At 32.8% G+C, this 22,062-nt stretch carries 28 protein-coding genes; 3 read left to right on the top strand and 25 right to left on the bottom strand.

All coding sequences use genetic code 11. The features are described from left to right. Positions 1-20: 20 nt before the first annotated feature. The 6 genes from M0D21_RS02920 to M0D21_RS02895 form a co-directional block, all read right to left on the bottom strand. A complete protein-coding gene (locus tag M0D21_RS02920; RefSeq protein WP_248326613.1) occupies positions 21-569 on the bottom strand; it encodes a YbhB/YbcL family Raf kinase inhibitor-like protein in 549 nt (182 codons plus the stop codon). 88 nt (positions 570-657) lie between these two features. Further along, entirely contained in the window at positions 658-1,497 is an 840-nt protein-coding gene (locus tag M0D21_RS02915) for a helix-turn-helix domain-containing protein (protein ID WP_248326610.1), read from the bottom strand. A gap of 113 nt (positions 1,498-1,610) precedes the next feature. Next, on the bottom strand, positions 1,611-2,594 hold the full coding sequence (locus tag M0D21_RS02910) for an alpha/beta fold hydrolase (RefSeq protein WP_248326597.1): 984 nt from the start codon (positions 2,592-2,594) through the stop codon (positions 1,611-1,613). Between the two features lie 11 nt (positions 2,595-2,605). Next, on the bottom strand, positions 2,606-3,016 hold the full coding sequence (locus M0D21_RS02905) for a nuclear transport factor 2 family protein (RefSeq protein WP_248326594.1): 411 nt from the start codon (positions 3,014-3,016) through the stop codon (positions 2,606-2,608). Between the two features lie 48 nt (positions 3,017-3,064). Continuing rightward, a complete protein-coding gene (locus M0D21_RS02900) occupies positions 3,065-3,628 on the bottom strand; it encodes a TetR/AcrR family transcriptional regulator (protein WP_248326591.1) in 564 nt (187 codons plus the stop codon). Between the two features lie 88 nt (positions 3,629-3,716). Beyond that, positions 3,717-4,592 (bottom strand): DUF4437 domain-containing protein, encoded by an 876-nt coding sequence (locus M0D21_RS02895; RefSeq protein ID WP_248326578.1) that lies wholly within the window; start codon positions 4,590-4,592, stop codon positions 3,717-3,719. A 134-nt stretch (positions 4,593-4,726) separates the two neighbouring features. Between M0D21_RS02895 and M0D21_RS02890 the strand changes: the two genes are divergently transcribed. Together M0D21_RS02890 and M0D21_RS02885 are read left to right on the top strand one after the other, a co-directional pair. Beyond that, positions 4,727-5,065 (top strand): winged helix-turn-helix transcriptional regulator, encoded by a 339-nt coding sequence (locus M0D21_RS02890; RefSeq protein WP_394802431.1) that lies wholly within the window; start codon positions 4,727-4,729, stop codon positions 5,063-5,065. A 49-nt stretch (positions 5,066-5,114) separates the two neighbouring features. Beyond that, positions 5,115-6,077, top strand: a complete 963-nt coding sequence (locus tag M0D21_RS02885; RefSeq protein ID WP_248326564.1) for an ecdysteroid 22-kinase family protein — start codon at positions 5,115-5,117, stop codon at positions 6,075-6,077. A gap of 19 nt (positions 6,078-6,096) precedes the next feature. Here M0D21_RS02885 and M0D21_RS02880 read toward each other — a convergent pair whose 3' ends face one another. After that, positions 6,097-7,005 (bottom strand): NAD(P)/FAD-dependent oxidoreductase, encoded by a 909-nt coding sequence (locus tag M0D21_RS02880; RefSeq protein WP_248326562.1) that lies wholly within the window; start codon positions 7,003-7,005, stop codon positions 6,097-6,099. A gap of 184 nt (positions 7,006-7,189) precedes the next feature. On the opposite strand from M0D21_RS02880, the gene M0D21_RS02875 reads away from it, so the two are divergent. Continuing rightward, positions 7,190-7,564 carry a Fur family transcriptional regulator gene (locus M0D21_RS02875; RefSeq protein WP_248326559.1) on the top strand — a complete coding sequence of 125 codons (375 nt, stop codon included), beginning with the start codon at positions 7,190-7,192 and terminating at the stop codon, positions 7,562-7,564. Positions 7,565-7,568: 4 nt separating this feature from the next. Here the strand turns inward: M0D21_RS02875 and M0D21_RS02870 are convergent, their stop codons facing one another. From M0D21_RS02870 to M0D21_RS02785, 18 genes are all read right to left on the bottom strand, one after another. Next, entirely contained in the window at positions 7,569-8,081 is a 513-nt protein-coding gene (locus tag M0D21_RS02870) for a GNAT family N-acetyltransferase (protein ID WP_248326557.1), read from the bottom strand. Positions 8,082-8,089: 8 nt separating this feature from the next. Beyond that, a complete protein-coding gene (locus tag M0D21_RS02865; protein WP_248326555.1) occupies positions 8,090-8,632 on the bottom strand; it encodes a hypothetical protein in 543 nt (180 codons plus the stop codon). Positions 8,633-8,772: 140 nt separating this feature from the next. Next, a complete protein-coding gene (locus tag M0D21_RS02860) occupies positions 8,773-9,195 on the bottom strand; it encodes a TlpA family protein disulfide reductase (RefSeq protein ID WP_317249680.1) in 423 nt (140 codons plus the stop codon). A 126-nt stretch (positions 9,196-9,321) separates the two neighbouring features. Next, the gene (locus tag M0D21_RS02855) at positions 9,322-10,125 is read right to left on the bottom strand and encodes an RNA polymerase sigma factor (RefSeq protein ID WP_248326541.1); all 804 of its coding nucleotides are present in this window, start codon (positions 10,123-10,125) and stop codon (positions 9,322-9,324) included. 54 nt (positions 10,126-10,179) lie between these two features. After that, positions 10,180-10,689 (bottom strand): YybH family protein, encoded by a 510-nt coding sequence (locus M0D21_RS02850; RefSeq protein WP_248326532.1) that lies wholly within the window; start codon positions 10,687-10,689, stop codon positions 10,180-10,182. A 191-nt stretch (positions 10,690-10,880) separates the two neighbouring features. Further along, entirely contained in the window at positions 10,881-11,183 is a 303-nt protein-coding gene (locus M0D21_RS02845) for a DUF1330 domain-containing protein (protein ID WP_248326530.1), read from the bottom strand. Positions 11,184-11,203: 20 nt separating this feature from the next. Further along, entirely contained in the window at positions 11,204-12,199 is a 996-nt protein-coding gene (locus tag M0D21_RS02840) for an SMP-30/gluconolactonase/LRE family protein (RefSeq protein ID WP_248326529.1), read from the bottom strand. Between the two features lie 80 nt (positions 12,200-12,279). Continuing rightward, positions 12,280-13,140 carry a helix-turn-helix transcriptional regulator gene (locus tag M0D21_RS02835; protein WP_248326520.1) on the bottom strand — a complete coding sequence of 287 codons (861 nt, stop codon included), beginning with the start codon at positions 13,138-13,140 and terminating at the stop codon, positions 12,280-12,282. Between the two features lie 174 nt (positions 13,141-13,314). Next, on the bottom strand, positions 13,315-14,088 hold the full coding sequence (locus M0D21_RS02830; protein ID WP_248326518.1) for a DUF1330 domain-containing protein: 774 nt from the start codon (positions 14,086-14,088) through the stop codon (positions 13,315-13,317). 11 nt (positions 14,089-14,099) lie between these two features. Beyond that, a complete protein-coding gene (locus tag M0D21_RS02825; RefSeq protein WP_248326510.1) occupies positions 14,100-14,969 on the bottom strand; it encodes an SDR family oxidoreductase in 870 nt (289 codons plus the stop codon). 63 nt (positions 14,970-15,032) lie between these two features. Beyond that, complete coding sequence (locus M0D21_RS02820; protein WP_248326508.1) at positions 15,033-15,908, bottom strand: helix-turn-helix domain-containing protein; 876 nt, start codon at positions 15,906-15,908, stop codon at positions 15,033-15,035. A 227-nt stretch (positions 15,909-16,135) separates the two neighbouring features. Further along, positions 16,136-17,722 carry a serine hydrolase domain-containing protein gene (locus M0D21_RS02815; RefSeq protein ID WP_248326500.1) on the bottom strand — a complete coding sequence of 529 codons (1,587 nt, stop codon included), beginning with the start codon at positions 17,720-17,722 and terminating at the stop codon, positions 16,136-16,138. A gap of 194 nt (positions 17,723-17,916) precedes the next feature. Then, on the bottom strand, positions 17,917-18,729 hold the full coding sequence (locus tag M0D21_RS02810; protein WP_248326491.1) for a helix-turn-helix domain-containing protein: 813 nt from the start codon (positions 18,727-18,729) through the stop codon (positions 17,917-17,919). 151 nt (positions 18,730-18,880) lie between these two features. Beyond that, positions 18,881-19,090: a DUF7220 family protein gene (locus M0D21_RS02805; RefSeq protein WP_248326489.1), complete on the bottom strand. Its 210-nt coding sequence runs from the start codon at positions 19,088-19,090 to the stop codon at positions 18,881-18,883. Next, a complete protein-coding gene (locus tag M0D21_RS02800; RefSeq protein WP_248326487.1) occupies positions 19,080-19,802 on the bottom strand; it encodes a metallophosphoesterase family protein in 723 nt (240 codons plus the stop codon). Before M0D21_RS02800 ends, M0D21_RS02805 begins: the two co-directional genes overlap by 11 nt. 65 nt (positions 19,803-19,867) lie before the next feature. Further along, positions 19,868-20,722 (bottom strand): AraC family transcriptional regulator, encoded by an 855-nt coding sequence (locus M0D21_RS02795; RefSeq protein WP_248326485.1) that lies wholly within the window; start codon positions 20,720-20,722, stop codon positions 19,868-19,870. 60 nt (positions 20,723-20,782) lie between these two features. Further along, on the bottom strand, positions 20,783-21,343 hold the full coding sequence (locus tag M0D21_RS02790; protein ID WP_248326483.1) for a nuclear transport factor 2 family protein: 561 nt from the start codon (positions 21,341-21,343) through the stop codon (positions 20,783-20,785). 71 nt (positions 21,344-21,414) lie between these two features. Then, positions 21,415-22,014, bottom strand: coding sequence for a hypothetical protein (locus M0D21_RS02785; protein ID WP_248326481.1), 600 nt, complete (start codon positions 22,012-22,014; stop codon positions 21,415-21,417). Positions 22,015-22,062 lie beyond the last annotated feature (48 nt).

Raw genomic sequence — 22,062 nt, 5'->3', positions numbered from 1 at the left:
GTTAGAAACTAATTTTTACGTTATCTTTTATAATAAGTTACAATACTTGCTTTGGCTATTGTATTGTTCCATAAATAGTATCCTACCACAGCAGGATTAGTGTTTTCATTTAATCCTAATTTATCTGTTTTTAATGCATAAACCGTAATGATGTACTGATGTAATCCATGACTTTCAGGGGGGCAAGGACCACCATATCCATTTGCGCCATAGTCGGTAATACTTTGTATGGCACCTTGGGGAGCTAAGTTAAGTTTTGTATTTCCTGCACCCGATACCAATTCATTAATATTCGATGGAATATCAAAAACTACCCAATGCCACCATCCACTACCTGTTGGAGCATCTGGGTCGTACATAGTGACCGCAAAGCTTTTAGTCCCTTCAGGAGCATTTTTCCAGGATAATTGAGGAGATAAGTTTTCTCCTGTACAGCCAAAACCATTAAATTCTTCTTTGTTGGTAGCTTCTCCACCTAAGTCAGAACTCAATAAAGTAAAAGTACCTTGGGCAAATAGGGGAGAAGAAAAGGTAACTATTGTAACTAAAATCAAAATTAAATTTCTCATGACATTTGTATTAAAATTATAGTACAAATGTATGGGTGGTAGTGTATGTCATTGTGTTTAGTTTAGCTCAAAAAGTATTGCTAAACGTTCATTTTGATTGATACTGTTTTGGAGTCATCCCAAATTTAGTTTTAAAAGCTTGAATGAAGTTAGATAAATTTTCATATCCAACTTCTTCAAAAATATCTGATGGTCTTTTAGATTTATTTTTCAGCAGATAAGCAGAGTGTTCTAATCTTTTATCTTGAAACCATTTACTTGGTGAGCTCTTGAAATGTTTTTCAAACTCTCTTTTAAAAGTTGAAACACTCATATTTGATAAAAAAGAAAGTTCTTTGATGGTCAATTTATTTAATCGATTGCTTTCAATAGTTTGAATAAATTTCTGGCTTTGGTCATTGGTATTTGCAATAAGTGAAAATAGAAAATCAACCCCTTTAAATTCTATAAGATAAAGCATGATTTCTTCAAATTTTGTCTTTAATAAGTGTTTTTGAGTTGATTTAGAAAGCTTAGCTATGTCTAAAATACTTTTTACGAATTGTTGTATAAATGTATCATAATGATAAGAATAGGTAGAATAGAATTTATTTTTGCTCGGGGTTTTCAGATCAAATTTTCGTATAAATTCTAATACCGCCTCATTGGGAAAGAAGAATAAGATACTCTTGTAATATTTTGCTTGACTTGATAGCTTTTCAGTCATTAAACAATGACCAGATTTCATTAATAAGAATTGGCTATTATCAATTGCGTATGAAGAATTATCAAAAAACACTTCTTTTGTTCCTTCCTGGAGAAAACTAAAGGTGTTTTTATTAAGTATGATTTGCTGTTTTGAAATTTCAGTTGTGCTTTGGTAATCATAAACTTCAATAGAAAAAGAAGTATTTAAGTCTAATTCATCGGGTAAAATAATTGTTTTCATTGAGCAAGGAAATCCCATTTAATAATATGCACTCTTTAAGTTAAAGGTACTAAAATAAAAAAAAGCACTAGTCTATTTACTAGTGCTTTTCTAAGCAGTTTAACATTGTGTTTTTATTGAGAAATAGTTTTCATGAACACTCTTATTTTTTCAATAATTTGATCACCATATTCTTCGAGTGCAAAATGCCCCGTATCATAAATATTATAATCGATGTTTTTTACATCTTTTTTAAACGCTTGCGCACCACTTTCGGGGAAGAAAGCATCATTTTTCCCCCAAACAATAAGCAATGGAGGTTGGTGATCCCTTAAATATTGTTGCCACTTTGGATATAACTTCACATTATTTCTGTAGTCATAAAACAGATCAATGTTAACGGCGTGGGCATTTGGTCGAGATAGTCTAAGAAAGTCCAAATTCCAATTATCTGGATTTACAAGTTCAGGATCTTTCGTCCCATGGGTATATTGCCATTTGAGGCCCTCTAAAGAGAATACAGGTAATAATTCTTTTTCAATGCTTTCAGTTCTATTTGCCCAGAGCGCTCTAATAGGTTTCCAGGCATCACCAAGACCTTCTTCATACGCATTTCCGTTTTGATTGATAATAGCTGTAACACGTTCTGGGTGTGCAGTAGCAATTCTAAAGCCTATTGGCGCCCCATAATCTTGAATCATAAGGGCGTATGAACTAATTCCTTTTAGCTCAAGAAAACTGTTAATAGTATTGGCGATATTATCAAAAGTATATTCATAGGCTGAGGCAGGAGGGAAGTCACTATTCCCAAAGCCTGGGTAATCGGGAGCAATGAGATGAAATTGATCAGATAATTGAGAAAGCACTTTTCTATACTGATGAGATGATGCAGGAAACCCGTGTAATAATACTATTGTGGGGTTATTTGTATTTCCTGCTTCACGATAAGCAATATTTACTCCATTTACTTCAAGAGCCTTATATTTTACAGGATTAGCTTTTTGTACTATTTCTTTACTAGCTAATTTTTCTTCTGTATTACTGGCAATGGTATCCTGGCATCCATATACCAGGACCAGAGCCAGAACAAACAAATAAATTAATTTTAAATTTTTCATGATATGATGTTTTATAATTTTCTGTCAGATTCGTTTATTTTTAAATCATTTATACTGGCATAGCGTTTTTGCATGTAGCCGTCCTCATCGAATTCCCAGTTTTCGTTACCATAAGCACGAAACCATTGTCCGTTTTTGTCTCTGTATTCATATTCAAAGCGCACAGCTATTCGGTTTTCTTGAAATGCCCATAGCTCTTTTTTTAACTTATAGTCCAATTCTTTTTTCCATTTATCAGAAAGAAAATCTTGTACTTCTTTTCTACCATTGATAAACTGATCTCTATTGCGCCATTCTGTTTGAAGGGAGTACGCTTTGGAAACCTTTATAGGGTCTTTGCTGTTCCAGGCATCTTCGGCCATTTGAACTTTTTGTACTGCTGTCTCCTTTGTAAAAGGAGGTAAGGGATGTTTTTGTTCCATAGTTTTATTTTGTTACCGAACATTCGGTAAAATATTAATTTAAATTTTTTAATTTTTCAGATAGCTGTTTTCGATGTTGTGTAGGGTGTTTTCAAAAATCGCAATATCATTTAAACCTCGAGCTACAATTAAACTTCCTTGTATATCTATTAGGGTTTGTAATGCTTTTTGGGTGGAATCTTTGGGAGAGATACCTAATGCTATACCAATTTTGGTAAATGTAAGTATCCATTCGTTCATACCACTTTCTATTTGTTCTCCAAATAATTCTAAACTTGCCTGCATAGATAATGCTCTAAAAATACAAGTTTCTTTCCCTCCCTCATATAACGTTGAGATATGAGATAATCCTTGTTTTAATCTTACTTCTGGGGATAGATCCTTGTTTAATAAGGCATGAAAGACATTCTCCTTAACCCATACATCGATATGATTAAAAACAGCTTCTGCCATTTCTTGCTTTCCATTAGGGAATCTATGGTACAAACTGGCTTTTTTAAGTCCGGTAGCATCTGCCAATTCTTTTAGACTAGCGCCTTCATAACCTTTTGAGCGAAACACCTTGGTCAAGCCTAATAAAATATCTTCATCTAATACTTTTTGTGGTCTCATAGTACAAATGTACACAAAATATTTTAATTACCAAACGATCGGTAAAAAACTTTATAAGTTTAATAAAATTAATACAGGTATAAGACTTTTAACGCTCTTTAATATAGATGTTTCCATTCGTTCTTAGGTACAATATAATCTCTTCTGTGTTTTTGTTTGCTAAGTCGTGATAGGTTTTACTGCTTGCTCCAAAATAACTTCCAGAGTCTAGGTTTTTGATTTCCTTAGTATCAGGCATTGTATAGCTCAATTGCCCAAGAATTATTACTGCATGCAAAACATCACCGTTACTCAGTAATTGTCCTTTAAACCCTTTAGGTAATTTTACAAAAAGCCCTTTATTTATGGCTTTGGTAGATGGGTTTTCCCAAAGAAAACTAATTTTTGCTTTACTATTGGGAGCTACCCAATTGGTTTGATTATGATCTAACCATACAATGTTTGAAACATCTATGTTTATAGGCCTTTCTCCATTGTCAAATGCCTCTTCTATTGGTTTTACCAGATACGGTCCTTTATCTATCTCTACTAGGGCTATATTTTCAGTTCCTTTGGCAGCGGTAATATGTGCTTCTCCTTGTGGTTGTGTCCAGAAACTTCCTGGTTTCATCCACATATTTTCGGCTTCAGGATCGTCATTGTGTATAGTACCTTTTATTACAACAGCTCTGTAAGTAACGTTATGTATATGGGGAGGAGAGGAAAAACCATCAACAAATTTAGCCAGGAACCCCGTTGGCACTTCGTTTTTACGATCTCCCCAGATAGTTCCAGCTAAGGGACTTTGATCTCCTCGAGCTGGATTTAGTTTTTTCCATACGATTTCAGAACTTAATATCACTCTGTTTGTAGGGTTTTCGGTATTCTCAGGACTCGTATTTTCTCCCTTTTTCTCTGTAGTCGTATTACAAGAGGTGATGAATATGAAACATATAAATGTTGTTAAAATTATTTTATAAACCATGTCTTAGGTATTTGGTTATACGATTTTAGTTAAATAGTATAGAGTAGCATAAAGACAAAATTAATTACAGTGTATTATCTTTGCAATAACGGTCAAAAACGATAGTTTAAAAAATGAAAGAGTCAACACCTAAAATGTTAAAATTTAAGGGTAAAGAATATCCTTGTTGTGCAAGCTTAACAATGGGGATCATTGGGGGTAAGTGGAAGACGGTAATTCTGTTTCATTTATTAAATGATACCCTTCGATACAATGAATTGCGTAAAGAAATGCCCACAGTGACCGAGCGTACGTTGAGTTTACAACTCAAGGCTTTGGAAGAGGATGGGTTAATTCGCCGGAAAGTTTATACTTCTAAACCTCCGTTAAAGGTGGAATATTCCTTAACAGATTTTGGAAAAACTTTAACACCGCTAATTCAATCTATTGCCAATTGGGGAGATTTTGTAATTGAGAATTATTCTGATAAATAGAAACAAGTTATAAGAATATCTTTTATTTTCAATTTGATTGTTAACTCATATGCATTTAAATTTTAAAAACTTCCTTTTACAACAAACTAAATCTGCAGATTGTGAAGAAATTGAAATTATTCAATCACTTTGGAGTGGCTACGGACGAATTTCTCGCTATCGCTTAGATAATTCTTTACTTGAAACTGTTGTGGTAAAATTTATCTCATTACAACAATCTGATAAACACCCTAGAGGTTGGAATACTTCATATTCTCATCAAAGAAAAGTAAAATCTTATGAAATAGAAACGAATTGGTATGAACAGTGGAGTCATTTCTGTAGCCTTGATAGCAGGGTTCCTAAAGTAGTAGGCACCTATTCTGAAGAATATAACAGATGGATTGTTTTAGAAGATCTGAATTCGAATTTTCCCATACGAAAAACACAGCTTAGTTTAAACGAAGTAAAAGTTTGTTTACGTTGGTTGGCTCATTTTCATGCTACTTTTTTGAATCATAAGCCCAAAGGACTATGGGAGGTAGGTACCTATTGGCATTTAAATACACGTCCTGATGAGTTTAATGAAATGGAAGATTCTGAGCTTAAATCAAAAGCTCATATTATTGATCAATTATTAAATGAATGTAATTATCAAACCATAGTTCATGGAGATGCAAAGCTTGCCAATTTTTGTTTTTCTGAAGATGGAAAACAAGTAGCTGCTGTAGACTTTCAATATGTAGGTGGAGGTGTTGGGGTAAAAGATGTCGCTTACTTTTTGGGCAGTTGTCTTTCTGGAGAAGAATGTGAGATTTATGAAGAAGAACTTTTAGATTGGTATTTCCTTCAATTAAAAAATTCATGCTCTGTTCCAGATTTGGAGTATAAAGAATTGGAGCAGGAGTGGAGGGCATTATATCCTATTGCCTATGCTGATTTTATGCGATTTTTATTGGGCTGGATGCCCTCCCACCAGAAAATAAATAACTACAATCGTAAGATAGTGGACGCTGTAGTATCAAGTTTATAAAAACTAACCTTACCAAGTATTAAAATTGCTCTTTTGCGAGTTCCATATTAACAACGGCTCCTGTTACATTACCTGCAGCAACTGCATTAGATACCGAACGTAATCTTGAAGTATTGTCGCCACAAGCAAATACCCCCTCTATATTTGTTTTATGCATCATATCTACTTCTATATAACCTTGTTCTGTAAAATTGCATCCAAGAGCTTCAGGAATATGAGAATGTTGTTCAAAAGGAATTGCAGCGTAGGTAGCTTCAAAATTTTCTTTGGTAGCGTCTCTAAAAATAACATTTTTAATGTACCCATTTGAGTGTTCTATTTCTACAATTTCTTTGTCAATGATTCTTACATTATTTTCCTTAAGTTTTGCTAATTGATCATTGTCAAAATCTACTTTCCCAGAAGTTAAGATAGTAACATCACTGGTTAAATTTTTAATCATAGGTGCTAAATGAAAAGCCCTTTCTCCATTCGCAATAATTCCTGTTTTTTTATTTCTAATTTCATAACCGTGACAATAAGGACAGTGCACTACAGTGATTCCCCAGCAATCGGAAAATCCCTTTATATTTGGCATGATATCTTTGATTCCTGTGGCGAAAATTAATTTCTTAGCTGTGTACTTCTTACCAGATTTAGTATTCACCATGAAGAGGTTATCATTTTTTGTACCTTCTATTACTAAATCTTGTTTAAATTCTACAGTTCTATAAGCCAAAACTTGGGATTTAGCGTTTTGTGAAATTTCACTTGGCGTTTTACCATCTTGAGTTATAAAGTTATGTGAATGCGGTGTTTGTCTGTTACAGGGTAAATTGCTATCTATTATTAATACTCGGCGTAAAGAACGACCAAGTGCCATCGCTGCCGATAATCCAGCATAACTACCTCCAATTATTATTACTTCGAAATTTGTATTTATATTCATGTTATCATGTTTTGTTTTGTTAGAATAGGGTATAGGCAAAAAAAGCGAAAGGGTAGCAATGCTTCCTTGCTTTATAGCATCTCTTCTATGTATTAATTTTAAATGCGACATTGTTGCGATAATGAGTTGCAAAAATAAAAATATTTTGTATTATTGCAACTTAGTTGCGTTATAATTTCCAACAGTGAAAAGAAGAAATACAATAACAAAAAAGGCTGTGCTGTCTGTTTTAAGTGAAGCCGGTAAGGCTATGAGTCAAGGTGCTATTCAAAAAAAAGTAGGAATAGGCATTAATAGAGCAACCATATATAGGGTATTAAATAGCTATTGTGAAGATGGTATTTTACATAGAATTGTAGCAGATGACGGTAAACAGTATTTTGCATTATGTATGAAATGTGAAAAGGAAGAACAACCAAAGCATCATTTTCATTTTCGTTGTACTAGCTGTGATACGATTGAGTGCTTGCCAATTCCAGTTAATTTTTCTTTATCTGATCATTATAAAGTTGAAACTGTAAACTGTGTGATATCAGGTACTTGTAAAGATTGTAGCTAATCTTTTATTTGAAGGTTTTATTCATAACAAAATTTTCGTAGGTATTAAATTCCATAGGAAAATCTACATTACCAATCGAAGTAAATCCATGTTTTTCATAAAAAGCTATTGCTCTTAGGTTTTTAACATAGACCTCTAGATAAAATTCTTTATAAGCTTGGGATTTGACTTTTTTTTCTACTTCAGTTAATAATCTAGATCCAATACCTTTCCCATAAAACCTTTGTAAAACATATAATTTACTTAACTCAGGAATAGTTATTTTTCTTATTGGGCAATTGCTGTCATAGATTATTTCTGCGACTCCAATGGGGTTTTCATTATGATAGGCAACTATAAGCCTATTAGGATTTTCTTTAATTATATTTTCTACATGCTCTGTAGAAAATCTTTTGGTTATAAAGTTTGAAAATTCAAAAGTTATGCCATCGACAGCATACGTTTGAATATATACCGTTTTTAGTAAAATAGATATTCTTAAAGAGTCAGATAATTTAGCTTTTCCAAATGAAATCATAGTTGTTTTTATTCATTTGTTGGAGTTTGCCAGAGAGGTTCATTTGCAGGTAAATCTGTAGAGACTTTTGCGTACCAACTTAGTCCGTGTCTGAAGGGTTTAGGAGGTTGCGCGATTGTAGTATCCTTTGCAAAATTAATGTTTACACTACTAATTGTACCATTTGTTCCCAAGATCCAATGCAATTTTGTGGGTAATAAATTCATACTTAGTGTATCACTTGTCAGATCTGGCCTTTGAGCGAAAAAAGGATCGATTTGTACAAATAATTCTTTCCCATTTGCTATGGTTAAGAAACCACCGTTTACCATATGTTCTACACTTTTGGTCGTATCATTTTTTCTTCGTGACGCCCAACCTACACGTATAGGGTTTCCTTTTCTTGCAATCGCTAGTAGTTCGTCTTTATTTCCAAAAATTGATTTCCCTTTATTATCAGTCCGGTATATCAACTTCCATTCTTGAGCGGGGTTATTGTTTTGTTCTATTTGTTTGTTGCAACTAATGATTGGTAAAGCTATGAGGGCAAATATGATACTAGAGAATTTCATTGGTTCTTTTACTTAGTGTTGATTCTTTTTCCATATATAAGACTGAAAAAAAAGTAATATGTTACCATTGACTAAGGCTCTGGTTTTATAAGTAAATCTAAACTTGAGTTTTAAGGTTGGAAAAACTTTAGCCTGAAGTTTTATATTTCTTTCTCTAGTAATGGAATCACTTTTTCTTTGATCATTGCTGTGGCTTCTTCTCCTATAGCTCCTCCACTAAAAGATTTAATAATTACACCTTCCTTATTTATGATATAAGTTGTGGGGTAACCCAATTGAATCTTGAAAATGTTTTGTACAATACCTTCTTCGTTTGAAATGTGTAAAAAATCCCATGGGTGTTTTTCCAAAAATTGTTCAATTTCAGTTTTTGAGTTTTTTCCTATAGAGATAAAATTCACCTTATCGGTACCGTATTTTGCGACAATTTCATTAAAACCGGGAATCTCTGCAACACATGGAGGGCATGTTGTAAACCAAAAATTAATAATACTCATTTTACCCTGTAACATTTTATTGGTAATGGTTTTTCCATCTATAGTCTGTACCTTAAAATCAGGGATAAATATATTAATTAGCTACATTGGTTTAAGTCATAAATGTAGTAAATAATACTGTTTAAATTCAGTTAAATGAGCTTTTCTGATTTGGAAAATTAATACAAGGCAAGGTGGTATTTGTCCAATTAATCATTCATTAGCATTAAAAATTTTTTTTGTAGCGATTGTCTTGTTTATTTGTTTTAGAAAATCAGATTTACTTTTAAAGTTTCCATGGTTTTTATAAATACCTGATATTGAATTTAATTCTTCCATTTCTTCGTTATAAGCCTCTAATGGGGCTGCAAAACTCAAGTTTTTTCTGTTTATTCGACCTATAGCAAGTGCAGGGGGTATTCTTTTATTACATCTGCAACGGTTTTTGGGGTTATAAACACCACAGTTTGCGGATAAAAAAGAGCCTATTAGTTTTCTCGATTTCTCAAGTCTTTTTCTGAAATTTTCTGGGGTAGTATTCACGATTTCGCAGGCTACATTACTTTTTAATTTTAGAATACTGCCCAGTATAAATGCCATACGTAAATCTCTGTTTAAGCATTGTAGCATTGCCAGGGTACATCCTGTTTTCATTTCTTTTTCCAACAAGTCTTTATCAGGCAAATCATAGTTAACAGGTTCTTTAATGGACTGTAGTTCCTTTGAAAAGGAATCAAATGATAAAGAAGATTTCTCGATAGCAGTTTGTTTTAAATTTATTAAATAATTCGTTGCTACTCTATATGCCCAAGTGCTTAATTTACTTCTATTGTTAAACTTAGTAAGGTTGGTAATAATTTTTATTAAGATTTCTTGAGTTGCATCTTCTGCATCCTCTCGAGTCCATAAAAACCTTAGAGATATATTGAATATCAGTGGTTGTATAGTAGAAATGAGTTCTTCAAAACTCTTTTTGTTGCCTGCAATACAGGATGCTATTAGCTCTTTTTCTGTCATGATTCATATATTAGAAAAGGGTTAAATTTAAATTTAACCCTTTTTTTCTTAGTATTATTTGTTTATTGAAAATTGTCCGTGAGGATTATCTTGTATCATTAGCCATTCCCCATTAGGCTGTTTTCTTAGGGTGGCTACTGATAATCCATTTTGTTCGATTTTAGTTCCGTCGGGCATACTACCAACCATATGCCACGGAGCAATATGGGTGGCGATGTTCTCTGCAATATAGACTTCGTGTTCACCAAATGTATATTTTGGATTCATCGAAACAAATTGCGTAAACAATGTTCTTAAGTTCTCTTTACCTTGAACAGGTTGTTGAGGTTCAAACATTACTATGGCATTGTCTTCATAGGTTTCCAGTACACCATCAATATCTTTTTTCTCAAAGGCAGCTACCATTTGTTGAATAGTACCAAATACTTTTTTTTGTTCTTCATTAAAATTGTTTTCCATGTTTTTACTTGTTTTTAAATGATTTTCTTTTTGCTTTACCTGTGCATTTCCGCTAGAGATGATTCCCAATAACAATGCAATAAATACTAGTGCTGTCTTTTGCATAATTTTTAGAGTTTAAGTAATCGATTTGTTTCGGTTACATTTGATTAGACCGTCACAAATGGAAACTGTGAATTTTTTATCTGGAAATTTTTTAAAAAACTTGGATTGGTGGAGATGAAATACCAAAAAGCGATGATAAAAACTACATGTTCCTATCATCGCTTGTTTATAATTGAACGTTTCTATTAAGCTTAAAGGGAGCTGATGTACACATCTAAATTTAAAAATGCTTTATCTCTTAACGGTAAGATGAATTTATAATCTTCACTTTCAAAAACTTTCAGTAAACTTTCTTTACTTGGAAACTCCATAATTGAGACTAGACTTGTGGGGTGACTACCTACTAATTGATCTTCAATTTTGTATTTGTTAATGGGGGTGCCTCCTGCAGCTTTAAACATAGGCCCAGCAGCTTCAAGGTAGCCATCTAATGCTTCTTTTTGGTTTGGATTAATTTGAGCACTAACGATCATAATGATTTTTTCGCTATTCATATTGTTATTGTTTTGAATGATTAAAAGTTTACTCTTACAATTGGGAAATCTGTTGCAGCAGGATTATTGCCAGCCACCAATGCTTGTATACGAGTGTATTGAACAAACAATACATCATCGACCATAGTAAATGTGGTAGGAAATGAATTTGTGCCAGCTTGAACGGTTTTTTCTATGGTGGCTGTGGCCCAATTATCGGTTGTTATCAACTGATAAAGAGCTTCTGTAATTGGGGCAGTACCTGTAAGATTGTTACTGGAAACTGCAAGCGTGTTATTATCGGTAAGTAGAATACCATCGATCGCAGGAATATTTCCATTGGTAATGGTTATTTCAGAAAAATTATTGGGATTAGATAGAGGTATTTTAAACAACTTTCCTTCATCATATTTAGATACGATTAAAAAATCATCATTGTGATATGTTAATCCATTCAAACCAAAATTCATGGGTTGAGGTTGAAATGCAGCATCCGTAATTAAGGCGGTTACGTTTCCATTGGTATCTATTTTATGTATACTTGGCGAGAAACTATCGCTGACATAAATATTTCCTGCTTTATCCAAGACAACATCATTAGCAAGATGTGGAGTACCATTGGTTAATTGAATAAAATCTGTTTGATTCCCGCTAGATAAATCATAGATGGCAATCGCTGCTAGCTGAGCCAAAGTGGTAGAATCACTTCTAGCCTGATTAAATCCCGGATCGGTAACACATACTAATAACCGATTGTTTGCTTTGTCAATTTCCATCCCCAATGTAGTAACCAAGTTAGGGCTGTCAGCAAAAGTTTCGATATTTCCCTCGAGGGTTACCTTGCTTATTTTTCCTTTGGCTATGGAACTTACATAAAACACATTTTCTTCAGCATCAAAAGCAACACCTTCTGGATATAAACCGTTTTCTTCTATAGAAATCTGGTCTGGGATAGAAATTCTAGGTCTTTCGTCATCTTTGTCACATCCAAATATGAGTATGCCGAAACAAAGAGATACTAATTTTACAACATTCATAATCTTTTTTTTAAAATTTATGTTGCAAAGATGAGGTGAGAAGTGCCCTCTATGATAGCTCGTTTAGTTCAAAAAATAGCTTATTTGGTCAACAGTTTTTTTGGAGTGACTCCATATTTCTTTTTAAAAATATGTATAAAATGAGAAGGGCTTTCAAAACCAACTTCGTAAGAAATATCAGCAATGCTTTTGTCAGTGGCATTAATCAAAACCTTTGCTCTTTTTAGTCTTTGTTCCCTCAACCAATGTGCGGGTGAATCCTGAAAGACTTCTTTGAATTTTCGCTTAAAACTTGATACACTTTGATTGGATAAAAAAGCTCTTTCTTCTATGGTGAGGTTTTTGAATATGCTATTCTCGATGGATTCTTTAAAAGATGTGTTAACAACCTTATCTAGTGATAGTAAATAGTTTTGAAGTTGATTTTTGGTGTCCGACAATAAAAGACTGAGTAGTAATTCTTCTAGTTTTATTTGTAAAAGAGGTCGTGCTGTCTTTTGAGGATGATCAAAATAAGGTAGAAGAGATTTGATATAAATATCCAAATTTTCGGATCGCTCTGCTTTAAATATTTTTGAGACGGGAGTGTTGATTACTTTTGTCAGGTAATTATGGTATTTTTTCTTAAAGCTATTCAGGAAATCTTCATGAATAAAAAATAGAAGAGAAGAAAATGCTCCATCTTCCAGTATTTTCTCTGAAGTTAAATACGTTCCCTTTTGCACAAAAAGCAATTCATTTTTTTCTGCAGTGATCTCCTGTTCTGTCGAGATCAGTACTTTTTTCCCTTTTAGAATTATAGTGATTACATGTTGTTCTAATTCTATAGGGCGTTTGGAGCATTCTTCCTTTTTGTGAAATTGTATAAAGTTTTGATTGTCAAACTTTAGAATAGCATCGGTTTGCTCTGGTTGAAATGGATTTGGGATGTTAAAACTCATTCCATAAAAATAGAGGTTATCAGCGTATAAAAATGTCGTATTTAGGTCATTTTTAAATAATTTAAGACTTTTAACAGGTTGTTATAGTATTCTTGGGGAGTATTTTTAACAATTAAAATCATTTAAAGCGGTTTGGGTTATATACCAAACCGCTTTACTCTTATTGCTTAAACATTACAGTACACGCTTTCCTATAAAAAATATTAGATCACTAAGAGATTCATCTCTTTGCGGGAACAATTTTTGCATTCTTTCATCTGTCCCCATTTGTTGCATGCCCTCTGGCGAATCAAAGTAGAAACGATGAATTTCTGTAGGCTTTTCTACTGTTCCTTTTGAATCGAATGGCGCTATGAAACGTTCAAAATGTGCTCCAAATTCCGGAATAATTTCACAAGCTTTATCATGGTAATTGTTGAACTGATCTTGATACTTTTTACCTTCTTTGATGTATACAAGGGCTACTCCAAAAGTTTTATTTAGATCACCTTCTTCTTTTTTGAATTCAAAATCTGTGTTCTTACTTGGGAAAATGGAAATACTTTTTATAGCTGGCATGGCATATTGCTCTCGTATTTTTATAAACTCTGGATCTTCATTAAATTTTTTAAATACTTCTATACTTGGATAACTCGCAAAATGAATCTCATCTGGTAGTTCGATATCTCCTTTTGCCAACATAGTTGGTTTAATAATTCGTTCTATTTTACCTCCATATTTTTCGAGAATGGCGCCTCCTTTTCTTTTATATTCTTCAAAGCGTTCTGTTTCTCCTTCTTTAAGGTATACCAATGCAACGTTTACTATTTCTTTATTTACTGTTTTCATTTTTTTTGTTTTTTCTGAAATTTTATCTGCCGTTTTTGGTTGTTGTGCCCGGGAGGTAGTGCAAGAAGCAACTACCATACATATATATGCTAAGGCAACAGTTTTCAATATTATTTTCATTTTTTTCCTGTTTAAATTAGATGAGCCATTTGTAATGAGTCTTTGATCAGACTTTCTTGAATAGGTGCGATTTTATGGTTTAAATCGTTTGTATTATAATCTATACCTACAGCTTGCCTTAAGGGTCTGTTTCCTCTTTCGATTTCAATAAGATTTAAAATTGCATCTGGAATCTCCTGTGGATCTGGAGAAGCATCACTCTTATAAAAATCTCCGAAGTTTTGAATCATAGTAGCAGGAACACTGCTCATCTCACCATAACTGTTCAAAATATCTGTATCATCTTCTTTTGGTCCGCTATGTAATAATCCTGAAGGGTATGGGCCTGGTTCAATTACTGAGACATCTATTCCTAATGGTTTTAATTCATATTTAAGCGCTTCAGAATATGCTTCTAGTGCAAATTTACTTGCGCAATAAATTCCGAAATACGGGAAAACCAACCTTCCTGCCAACGATGAGATATTTAGTATTAACCCGTCTGATGATTTTTTTAATAAAGGAAGGAAGGCTTTAGATGTTCTTACGATCCCGAAGAAATTAGTGTCAAACTGCTCTTTAACTTGTTCCAAACTATATGCCTCGGTAATACCTACATACATGACTCCAGCGTTGTTGATTAAAACATCAAGTCCGTTTGCCTCTTTGCGAATTCTGTCTAACAATGTGTTTGTAGAGGTATCACTGGTTACATCTAACTCAGCAACGGTAATTGCAATATTTTCTTCTATTGCGATAGCTTCGAGTTCCTCTTTTTTTGATTTGTTTTTACCGTTTGAGTCTCGCATTGTGGCCCAAACATTATACCCTTTTCTAGCTAGGGTTAATGCGGTTAGATAACCAAATCCATTGCTAGATCCTGTAATTAATATTGTTTTCATTTTCATCTATTTTACTGTTACTGATGCAAAGATGAAAACAACGAGAAGGATTGTATTTTATACTTAGTTCAATGATTTGCCGATATGGGTCATTTTGTAATTTGTGGGAGAAATACCAAATTTAGATTTAAACGTTTTGGAAAAATGAGAAACATCTGTAAAACCACAATCATAGGCGATATCTGTTGCTCTAAGGTTGGTGGAACTAAGTAATTCTATAGATTTTTCTAGTTTTTTCTCCCGTAAAAAAGTGGCAGGAGAAGATGTATATATTTTTTTGAAATCTCTCTTAAAGGTAGAAATACTTTTATTGGTTAACTGGGCTAACTCTTCTACGGTAATATTAGAATAAAAGTGAGCTTCAATGACCTCTCTGAAAGAGTAGGAGTAAGGATTGAACAGATTAGATAGTATCGATCGAATTGCCGGAGCATTTTTGGTCTGATTAAGAAGTAATATAATCTCTTTGAGTTTTAGAATCAATATTTCTTCGGTCACCAAATTCTGGTTTTCAAAATAAAATAAAATGCTATCGATATATTTTTCGATTAAAATATCACTTTTTAATCTGGTCATACCAGACTCTTGAGGACGTGTTTTCTTCAAAAATTCGGGCAATTTACTTTCATATATTTTTAATAGTACATCGGGGTGAAAATGAACGGCAAGAGCTTGATACTCGTTTAAAATAGGAGTAGTTAGTTCACATTGTGGAGGAAGCATGGTAGCGGTGTAATTACCACATTTCATTAGGACAGATTCATTTGCTTTTACACGAATTTTTTCAATCTCTGAAATAGAATCATATTCACCTTTGATAATATATAAAAAACAAGCCTCATTGGTCATGGGGTTAGGCTTTTTAAATGGTGGTTTGAGTGTTACCGTTTCAAAGAGCATTCTGCCAAAAAGATCTATGGTTTTGTAATCAAGTATCATTTGTTTTTTAAATGAAAGTATATATTAATATAGTTTACATTTTTTATAAAAGGTTCAAAATTTTGTCATTTTGGTTCAAATTATCTTGTGAATAATTCCTTGATGCCTTGACACATATCTAGATTATAAAAAATCCCAAGGTTTTTATTTGTTTTTAAAGATAACTAATGCAAATGATTTTAAATATAATTTCATTTGCATTAGCCTTTTAGCGGTATTGTGATCTCCTAGTTCAATATAGCAGGTATGATAAATTCTTTTAAAATATCTCTAGGTTGATTGCCTTTACGATTTCTAAAATTCCCTGAGGTGATAACCACTACTGACTCTAACTCAGGAAGTATAAAAATAAATTGTCCACCAGCTCCACGAGCTTCAATAGCCTCGATAGCTTTTCCATTAACAGTATAAGTGTCATGCCACCATAAATAACCATATTCATTTTTATCCCTGGTATCCTGCAGAGGCAGATGTTTTTGGAATGATTCTTTTACCCATTCTGATGAGATAATTTGTTTCCCTTTCCATTGACCATTGTTAAGGTATAATTGTCCAAATTTGAGTAAATCTCTGGGAGTTAATAGCATTCCCCCACCAAAGTATGGGTTGATTTGAGAATCATCGGTTTGGTTGATATAATTGGTTATTCCTAAAGGAGCAAATAACTTTTGGTCCATATATGTTTCAAGAGGGGTATTTAATCGCTCATTTAAACATACCCCTAATAAAAATGGATTGGCTGATCCATAATCGGCGTAGGTTCCCGGTTTTTTAACCATGGGAGCTTCCATAACTGTTTTTAACCAACTATTAGGATTGCTCGGGTCTTGGTAATAGTTTTCAGAAGCTAGATTATTTACATCTAGGCCCGAACTCATAGTGAGTAAATCTTTAATGGTGATTTTAGATTTTAATGAATCCTTGGTATCCTGATACTCTTTAGGGATAAAGTCATAAAGTTTTTGATTTACACTTTCGATAATCTTATCATCTATAGCAATACCAATCATTGCCGAAGATATACTCTTGGAGGCAGAACGTAAATCGTGAGGAATATTAACATTAAAACCATCAAAATAGGCTTCAAAAACTAAGGCATTTTTCTTAGTAATGAGAACGCTATGTGTATTTACCAATTTTTTCGCACGAATGCTTTCTATTAATTCTAATAGTTTGCTTTTATCAATTCCATAGTCTTTTACGTTTGCTGTATCCCAACCATCATTTAATTGGGCTGGAGTATCTGTGTTTTGAGATTGATCTACAGAATCTGAGGAATATTCCCAACCATCTTTAGCATGTGTCAAACTTACTTTAGTGATTAAGACATTGGTCAAATACATTTCTAGATCAATTGTATTTTCTAACAATAGTGCTCGAAAATTAAAACCTGTATTCCCATCTTTAAAGATAAAAGTGTTTCCTTCCTGTTTAAAATCCTCGGTCCAGGTGCCTCTAAATCGCTGATCTCCGAAAAAAAGGTAGGCAATAGCATCTTGTTCGTTTTGTTCTACGTATAGATTTACATCGTCAGATTGTAAACCAGTATCAACCATAAATGAATTCCAATTGCCAGTGTATTTATTGTTTCCTAGGTGCCGTAAATTAATGCGGTATAGGAACCTTCCAGTCTTGATAAACCCAATTAGAACTTCTTTGTTTTCTGAAAAGTTAAAATCGAAAAACAGTTGTTGATTTACATTGAGTCGAATATTTTCTGTACTTGATGATTCTAGTTTTTTGTCTATTACCGTGGTAGCATTAGAAACATTGAGGTGATATAGATTATGTTCCAATTTTTCTATAGTGACCACAAAGTTGAAGCTTTTTTTGTCTGACAGGTGACCTATCCATTCGCCTTGGTAATTTTTCCTTTGGTTTTGGGCACAACTTGTTAAGATTGAGAAACAAAGAAAAACTAAAATTGTTATGTATCTATGCATAGTTATTAAGATTTGAGAGACAAATGTAAATCATGACTATGATTAGAAATTGTATCAAATTAACATTACATATTTTTCTTTATTACTTTTCTAAAATGACTCGGATTCATATTAAACTGAGATTTAAATACACGGTTAAAGTGGCTTTGATCAGAAAATCCAGCTTCATAGGTAATGTTGGTAAGGGAATTTGAGGAGTCCAGCAAAAGCGGTAGTGCCTTTTTTAGTTTTTGTTGTCGAATATACTTTCCCAAACTCATAGAGAGATATTTAGGAGCAGCTCGTGATATATGTACAGGGTGAACATTTAACTCTTTCGATAAGTATTGTAAGCTTAATGTTGATGAATCATAGTGTAATAATTCTTTTAAATGATTTACCCAGTTTGGATGCGTGGCAGCACTCATTTCTTTTACATCGCTTAAGGCTTCGCAAACCTGAAGTAATAATACTTCTACAGAAACATTACTAAAACTATCAGATACCATAAATTCATGATAGATATGAGCAAAAAGGAAGTGAAGTTTAGGATTTTGGATAAGCTGACTCCCTTCCCATAAATTTAGTGAGACTCCGTTTTTTTGGAGCCAGTTTTTCTCAAACTCCAAATGAAATCCACTGGCATCATTAGAATGTTTAGACCCAAAATGAGGTTCTTGCCAGTTGTTAAACATAAGACTACCAGGCGGACAAAGAGTTTTGACTTTGGAGTTACAGTCTTTCATATCTCCGCTTAGGACATACATGAAATATGGATTTTCATGATAGTGCCAGTCTGTTCGCTCTGCAGTATAGCTATATTGCGAGATCAGAACTCCATTAAACGAACTTTCAGAATTTTGATTTCCGTAATATTCTCCTCGAGATAAGATTTTCATTTTTTGATATGCCTACGAGTATCGTAGTTTACTTGATTGATGAATGATTGAGCAGTTAAATTAGTAAATAAAAATCAAACGCAATTTAGCAGACATCATTATGTGATTCTTTTTCATGTATTTCAAATCGTAGTAGGATGATTTATGCGTATTATTCTTGTTTTCCATTGAAATAACGTCTTAAGATATAATTTCGTAAAATACTTAATATGGTTAAATAGATAGTGATAAGGATGTTTTTGCCTGAATGGTTTTCTATTCCTAACATCGGAAATATAATGTGTAATGAAATAATGGTAATTAAAAAACCCACGGTCACATTTGCCAAACTTTCTAGAAGGGATTGTTTTTTAGTTTGCATGATGTAGAAATTTAACTTTTGAGGTAACTTCAGTTTCGTTAATCTGAATGATTCTATAGCCCGATATATTGGTGTCTATTTCAATTTTGCCGATGTTTTTTTTGATTTGAAAAGCGATTGCCGGAGTAATAAATTGTTCTATGTTTTTATAAACCTGAAAGCTTTTCATATGATAATGCCCACAATAGATGCTGATTTTAGTGGTAGCACGTGTTAATATTTCGGTGACTTCTCTTCGGTTTTTAAGCTTTCCTATCTCATCAACTTTCAAATTTAGCCCAATAATAGGGTGGTGAACAAAAATGAGTATTGGTTTTGGTGATGAGATTTCTTTTTTTAACCAATCTAATTGTTCCTTATCTATTGCACCAGATGAAGAATCTAAATACATGAATTTAAAGAATTGAGTAGAATGACTCCAATATGTTTTTTTTGTATTATGGTTACCTTGTAGAGGATGGTAAGTGCAGATGTCAGAAAATTGATCATGATTACCAAGTGTAATCAAAAGTTTCTTTTTCTTAAGTTGTGTAAAGAAATATTCAATTCCATTATTTTCTCCAATATCTCCCGTGCAAATAATATGATTAATCTGCTCCTGTTCAATATCTTTTAGAACGGTATCAAATCGATTTCTTGCTGAGGTTTGGTTTCTGAAAGGAAACTCTTCATCAAGATGTAAATCTGTAATATGAGCAATTCTTTGTATCATCAATCTTATTCTTATATCAAAAATAAGATGTCATTATGAAGTCGATTTATAAAATCTTGCTGATTTTAAATTGCTTTTCTGAATTGAGAAGGAGAAAGACCAATATGCTTTTTAAACAGATTAGAAAAATAAGAAGTGTTATCGAAGCCGCATGAAATGGCAATATCAAGAATCGAGTTGTTAGAATATTGAAGTAGGTTTTTGGCCTTTTCGAGACGAATAGACGTCAAATACCCTAATGGAGTAATTCCATTGATTTCTGTGAAAAGTCTGTGGAGATAATATTTGCTAATTCCAATATCACTGCTAATGGTATTTAGAGAAATATGTTCTTGAAGATTATCATGCAAATAGGATTTAGCTTCTGTAATTAATTGATACAACTCCCTTTTTGTATTGTGGCGTTTTACTTTTAATTTATCAAAACCCTGATCCACCAGATTTTGCTGAAACACAATAAGCTCAGAAATCTTTATAAATGCATCATCTAATTGTTTTTGAGAATGTATGAGTTTATGCTCATATTGATATGCCATTGATTTCAGTAAACGATTGATGTTATGATCGGAAGTCTTTTGAGTGACTTCAAGAAACTCAACAGGAGAACTATTTCCCGTAAAAAAAAGTGATATTTCTTGAATTAATTCTGGAGATAAAAAAAATGATAATCCTTTTGTTCCTTTTTTTGCCTCTGTGGTTATTTGACTATCCTTATTTAAAATGACATATTGATTTTTACATACTTTGATGTCTTGTTGGTTGTAATTGTAGTGTTTTAAACCATCAATGACATATTTTATAGTATAGGTAGATTGGTAGGATACAGAAATATCTTTAGAATGGTTAGAATACAATATTTTGTTTTCTAATTGATTAGTGAACGTAGGGGGAGAGTTTATTTCTTCCAACTGTATCATCATACAAAGATATTGTTTATGAGTTACTTAATATGAATAAGGGAGGTGTAAAATCACGATTTTTTATTGCTGTTCTCTAAGTGTATACAATTCTATTGCTTTTAGATAGTTTATAGCACCGTTCATGGTTAAATCATTAATAAACCCATCAAGTTCTGGATGATGAATCTTAGTCCATTGTACCAAAGAGTCTCTTTCTTTTTCCCAAAGAGACCAATCTGCATTTATACAGTTTAGGTTTTCAAATTTGTTAAGTTTACCAGATTTGAAGGAGATTTGGTGTTTGCAAGTTAGTGGGTTGTTCTTTAGGAACTTAAAACGTAATGAGTGTACCTCTACAGTTGCTATAACTTTGTCATTTTTCTCAAGTAAGTCTATTATTTTATAAGAAGGTTGAAAAACAGAGTCCCATTTGAAATGTTCGTGAAAAGTTTCATGAGAGTATGGCATTACATAGTCCCCTTCGGTTATGACAATACTATCGGTAATAAGACTCTTGATTTGGTCATAGTTTGAAACATTAAAGGCGTTATAATATTGGTTTACCTTGTCTACATTAGTGTTAGAGGTATGACAACTTATTAGTGAGATGGAGATTAATAAAATTAGTGCCGTGATCTTCATGAATTTACCTTTTGTATTTACTATATGTAGAGTGTAAACAAAAAATGTTACTCTTTTTCGGCATATATGAGTTATTCTTCCAGGTTTCTTCTTCCTGCAATAGTAAAGCCAATAGACAGTCCAAAGTAACTATTATTAACTGTGCCTATAATCTCATCACTGGGTATTTCAATATCCGAACTGGGAATCAAATTATATTCCAACCCAAATCTAGTATTGCCCAATTCTAAACCTCCTCTTAATAAAAAACCTAGTTGGTTGTTAATATTTCCTTGCTGTATCTCAGACGTAATACTTAGATCAGAAACATCTATAGTACTCATAATATAATATCCTAGACCAAGACCAATATATGGACGATTAAAGTTTTCGGTAAAGTAATAGTCAAATGTTGGAGTAAAAGAAATTACGGCATTATCATTTTTATTATCTATGAAGAACCTGGCTGTATCATTAAAGTTAAACTTTTGAGAATTTACAGAGAGTCCAAATCGTAATCCGATTATGGTATTTTCTGAACTTTTAATTTTAGGTTCAATATTGAAAAGTAATCCTAGGTTATCAGAATCTGTACCCAAAAGAATTCCTGGTTCGATACGTAATTTTACCTGTGCATTTGCTTTGGTCAAACCAATCAGTAGTATTATACAAAATAGCAACTTTCTCTTCATTGAAGTTCAGAACTTTAATAGATCTTGTATAACGAAAGTTTTCCCTTA

The organism is Aquimarina acroporae, from assembly GCF_023195925.1.
In the GTDB taxonomy this organism is placed as follows: domain Bacteria; phylum Bacteroidota; class Bacteroidia; order Flavobacteriales; family Flavobacteriaceae; genus Aquimarina; species Aquimarina acroporae.
The sequence above is the reverse complement of the archived record's forward strand: the minus strand, read 5'-3'. Positions and strand labels throughout refer to the sequence as shown.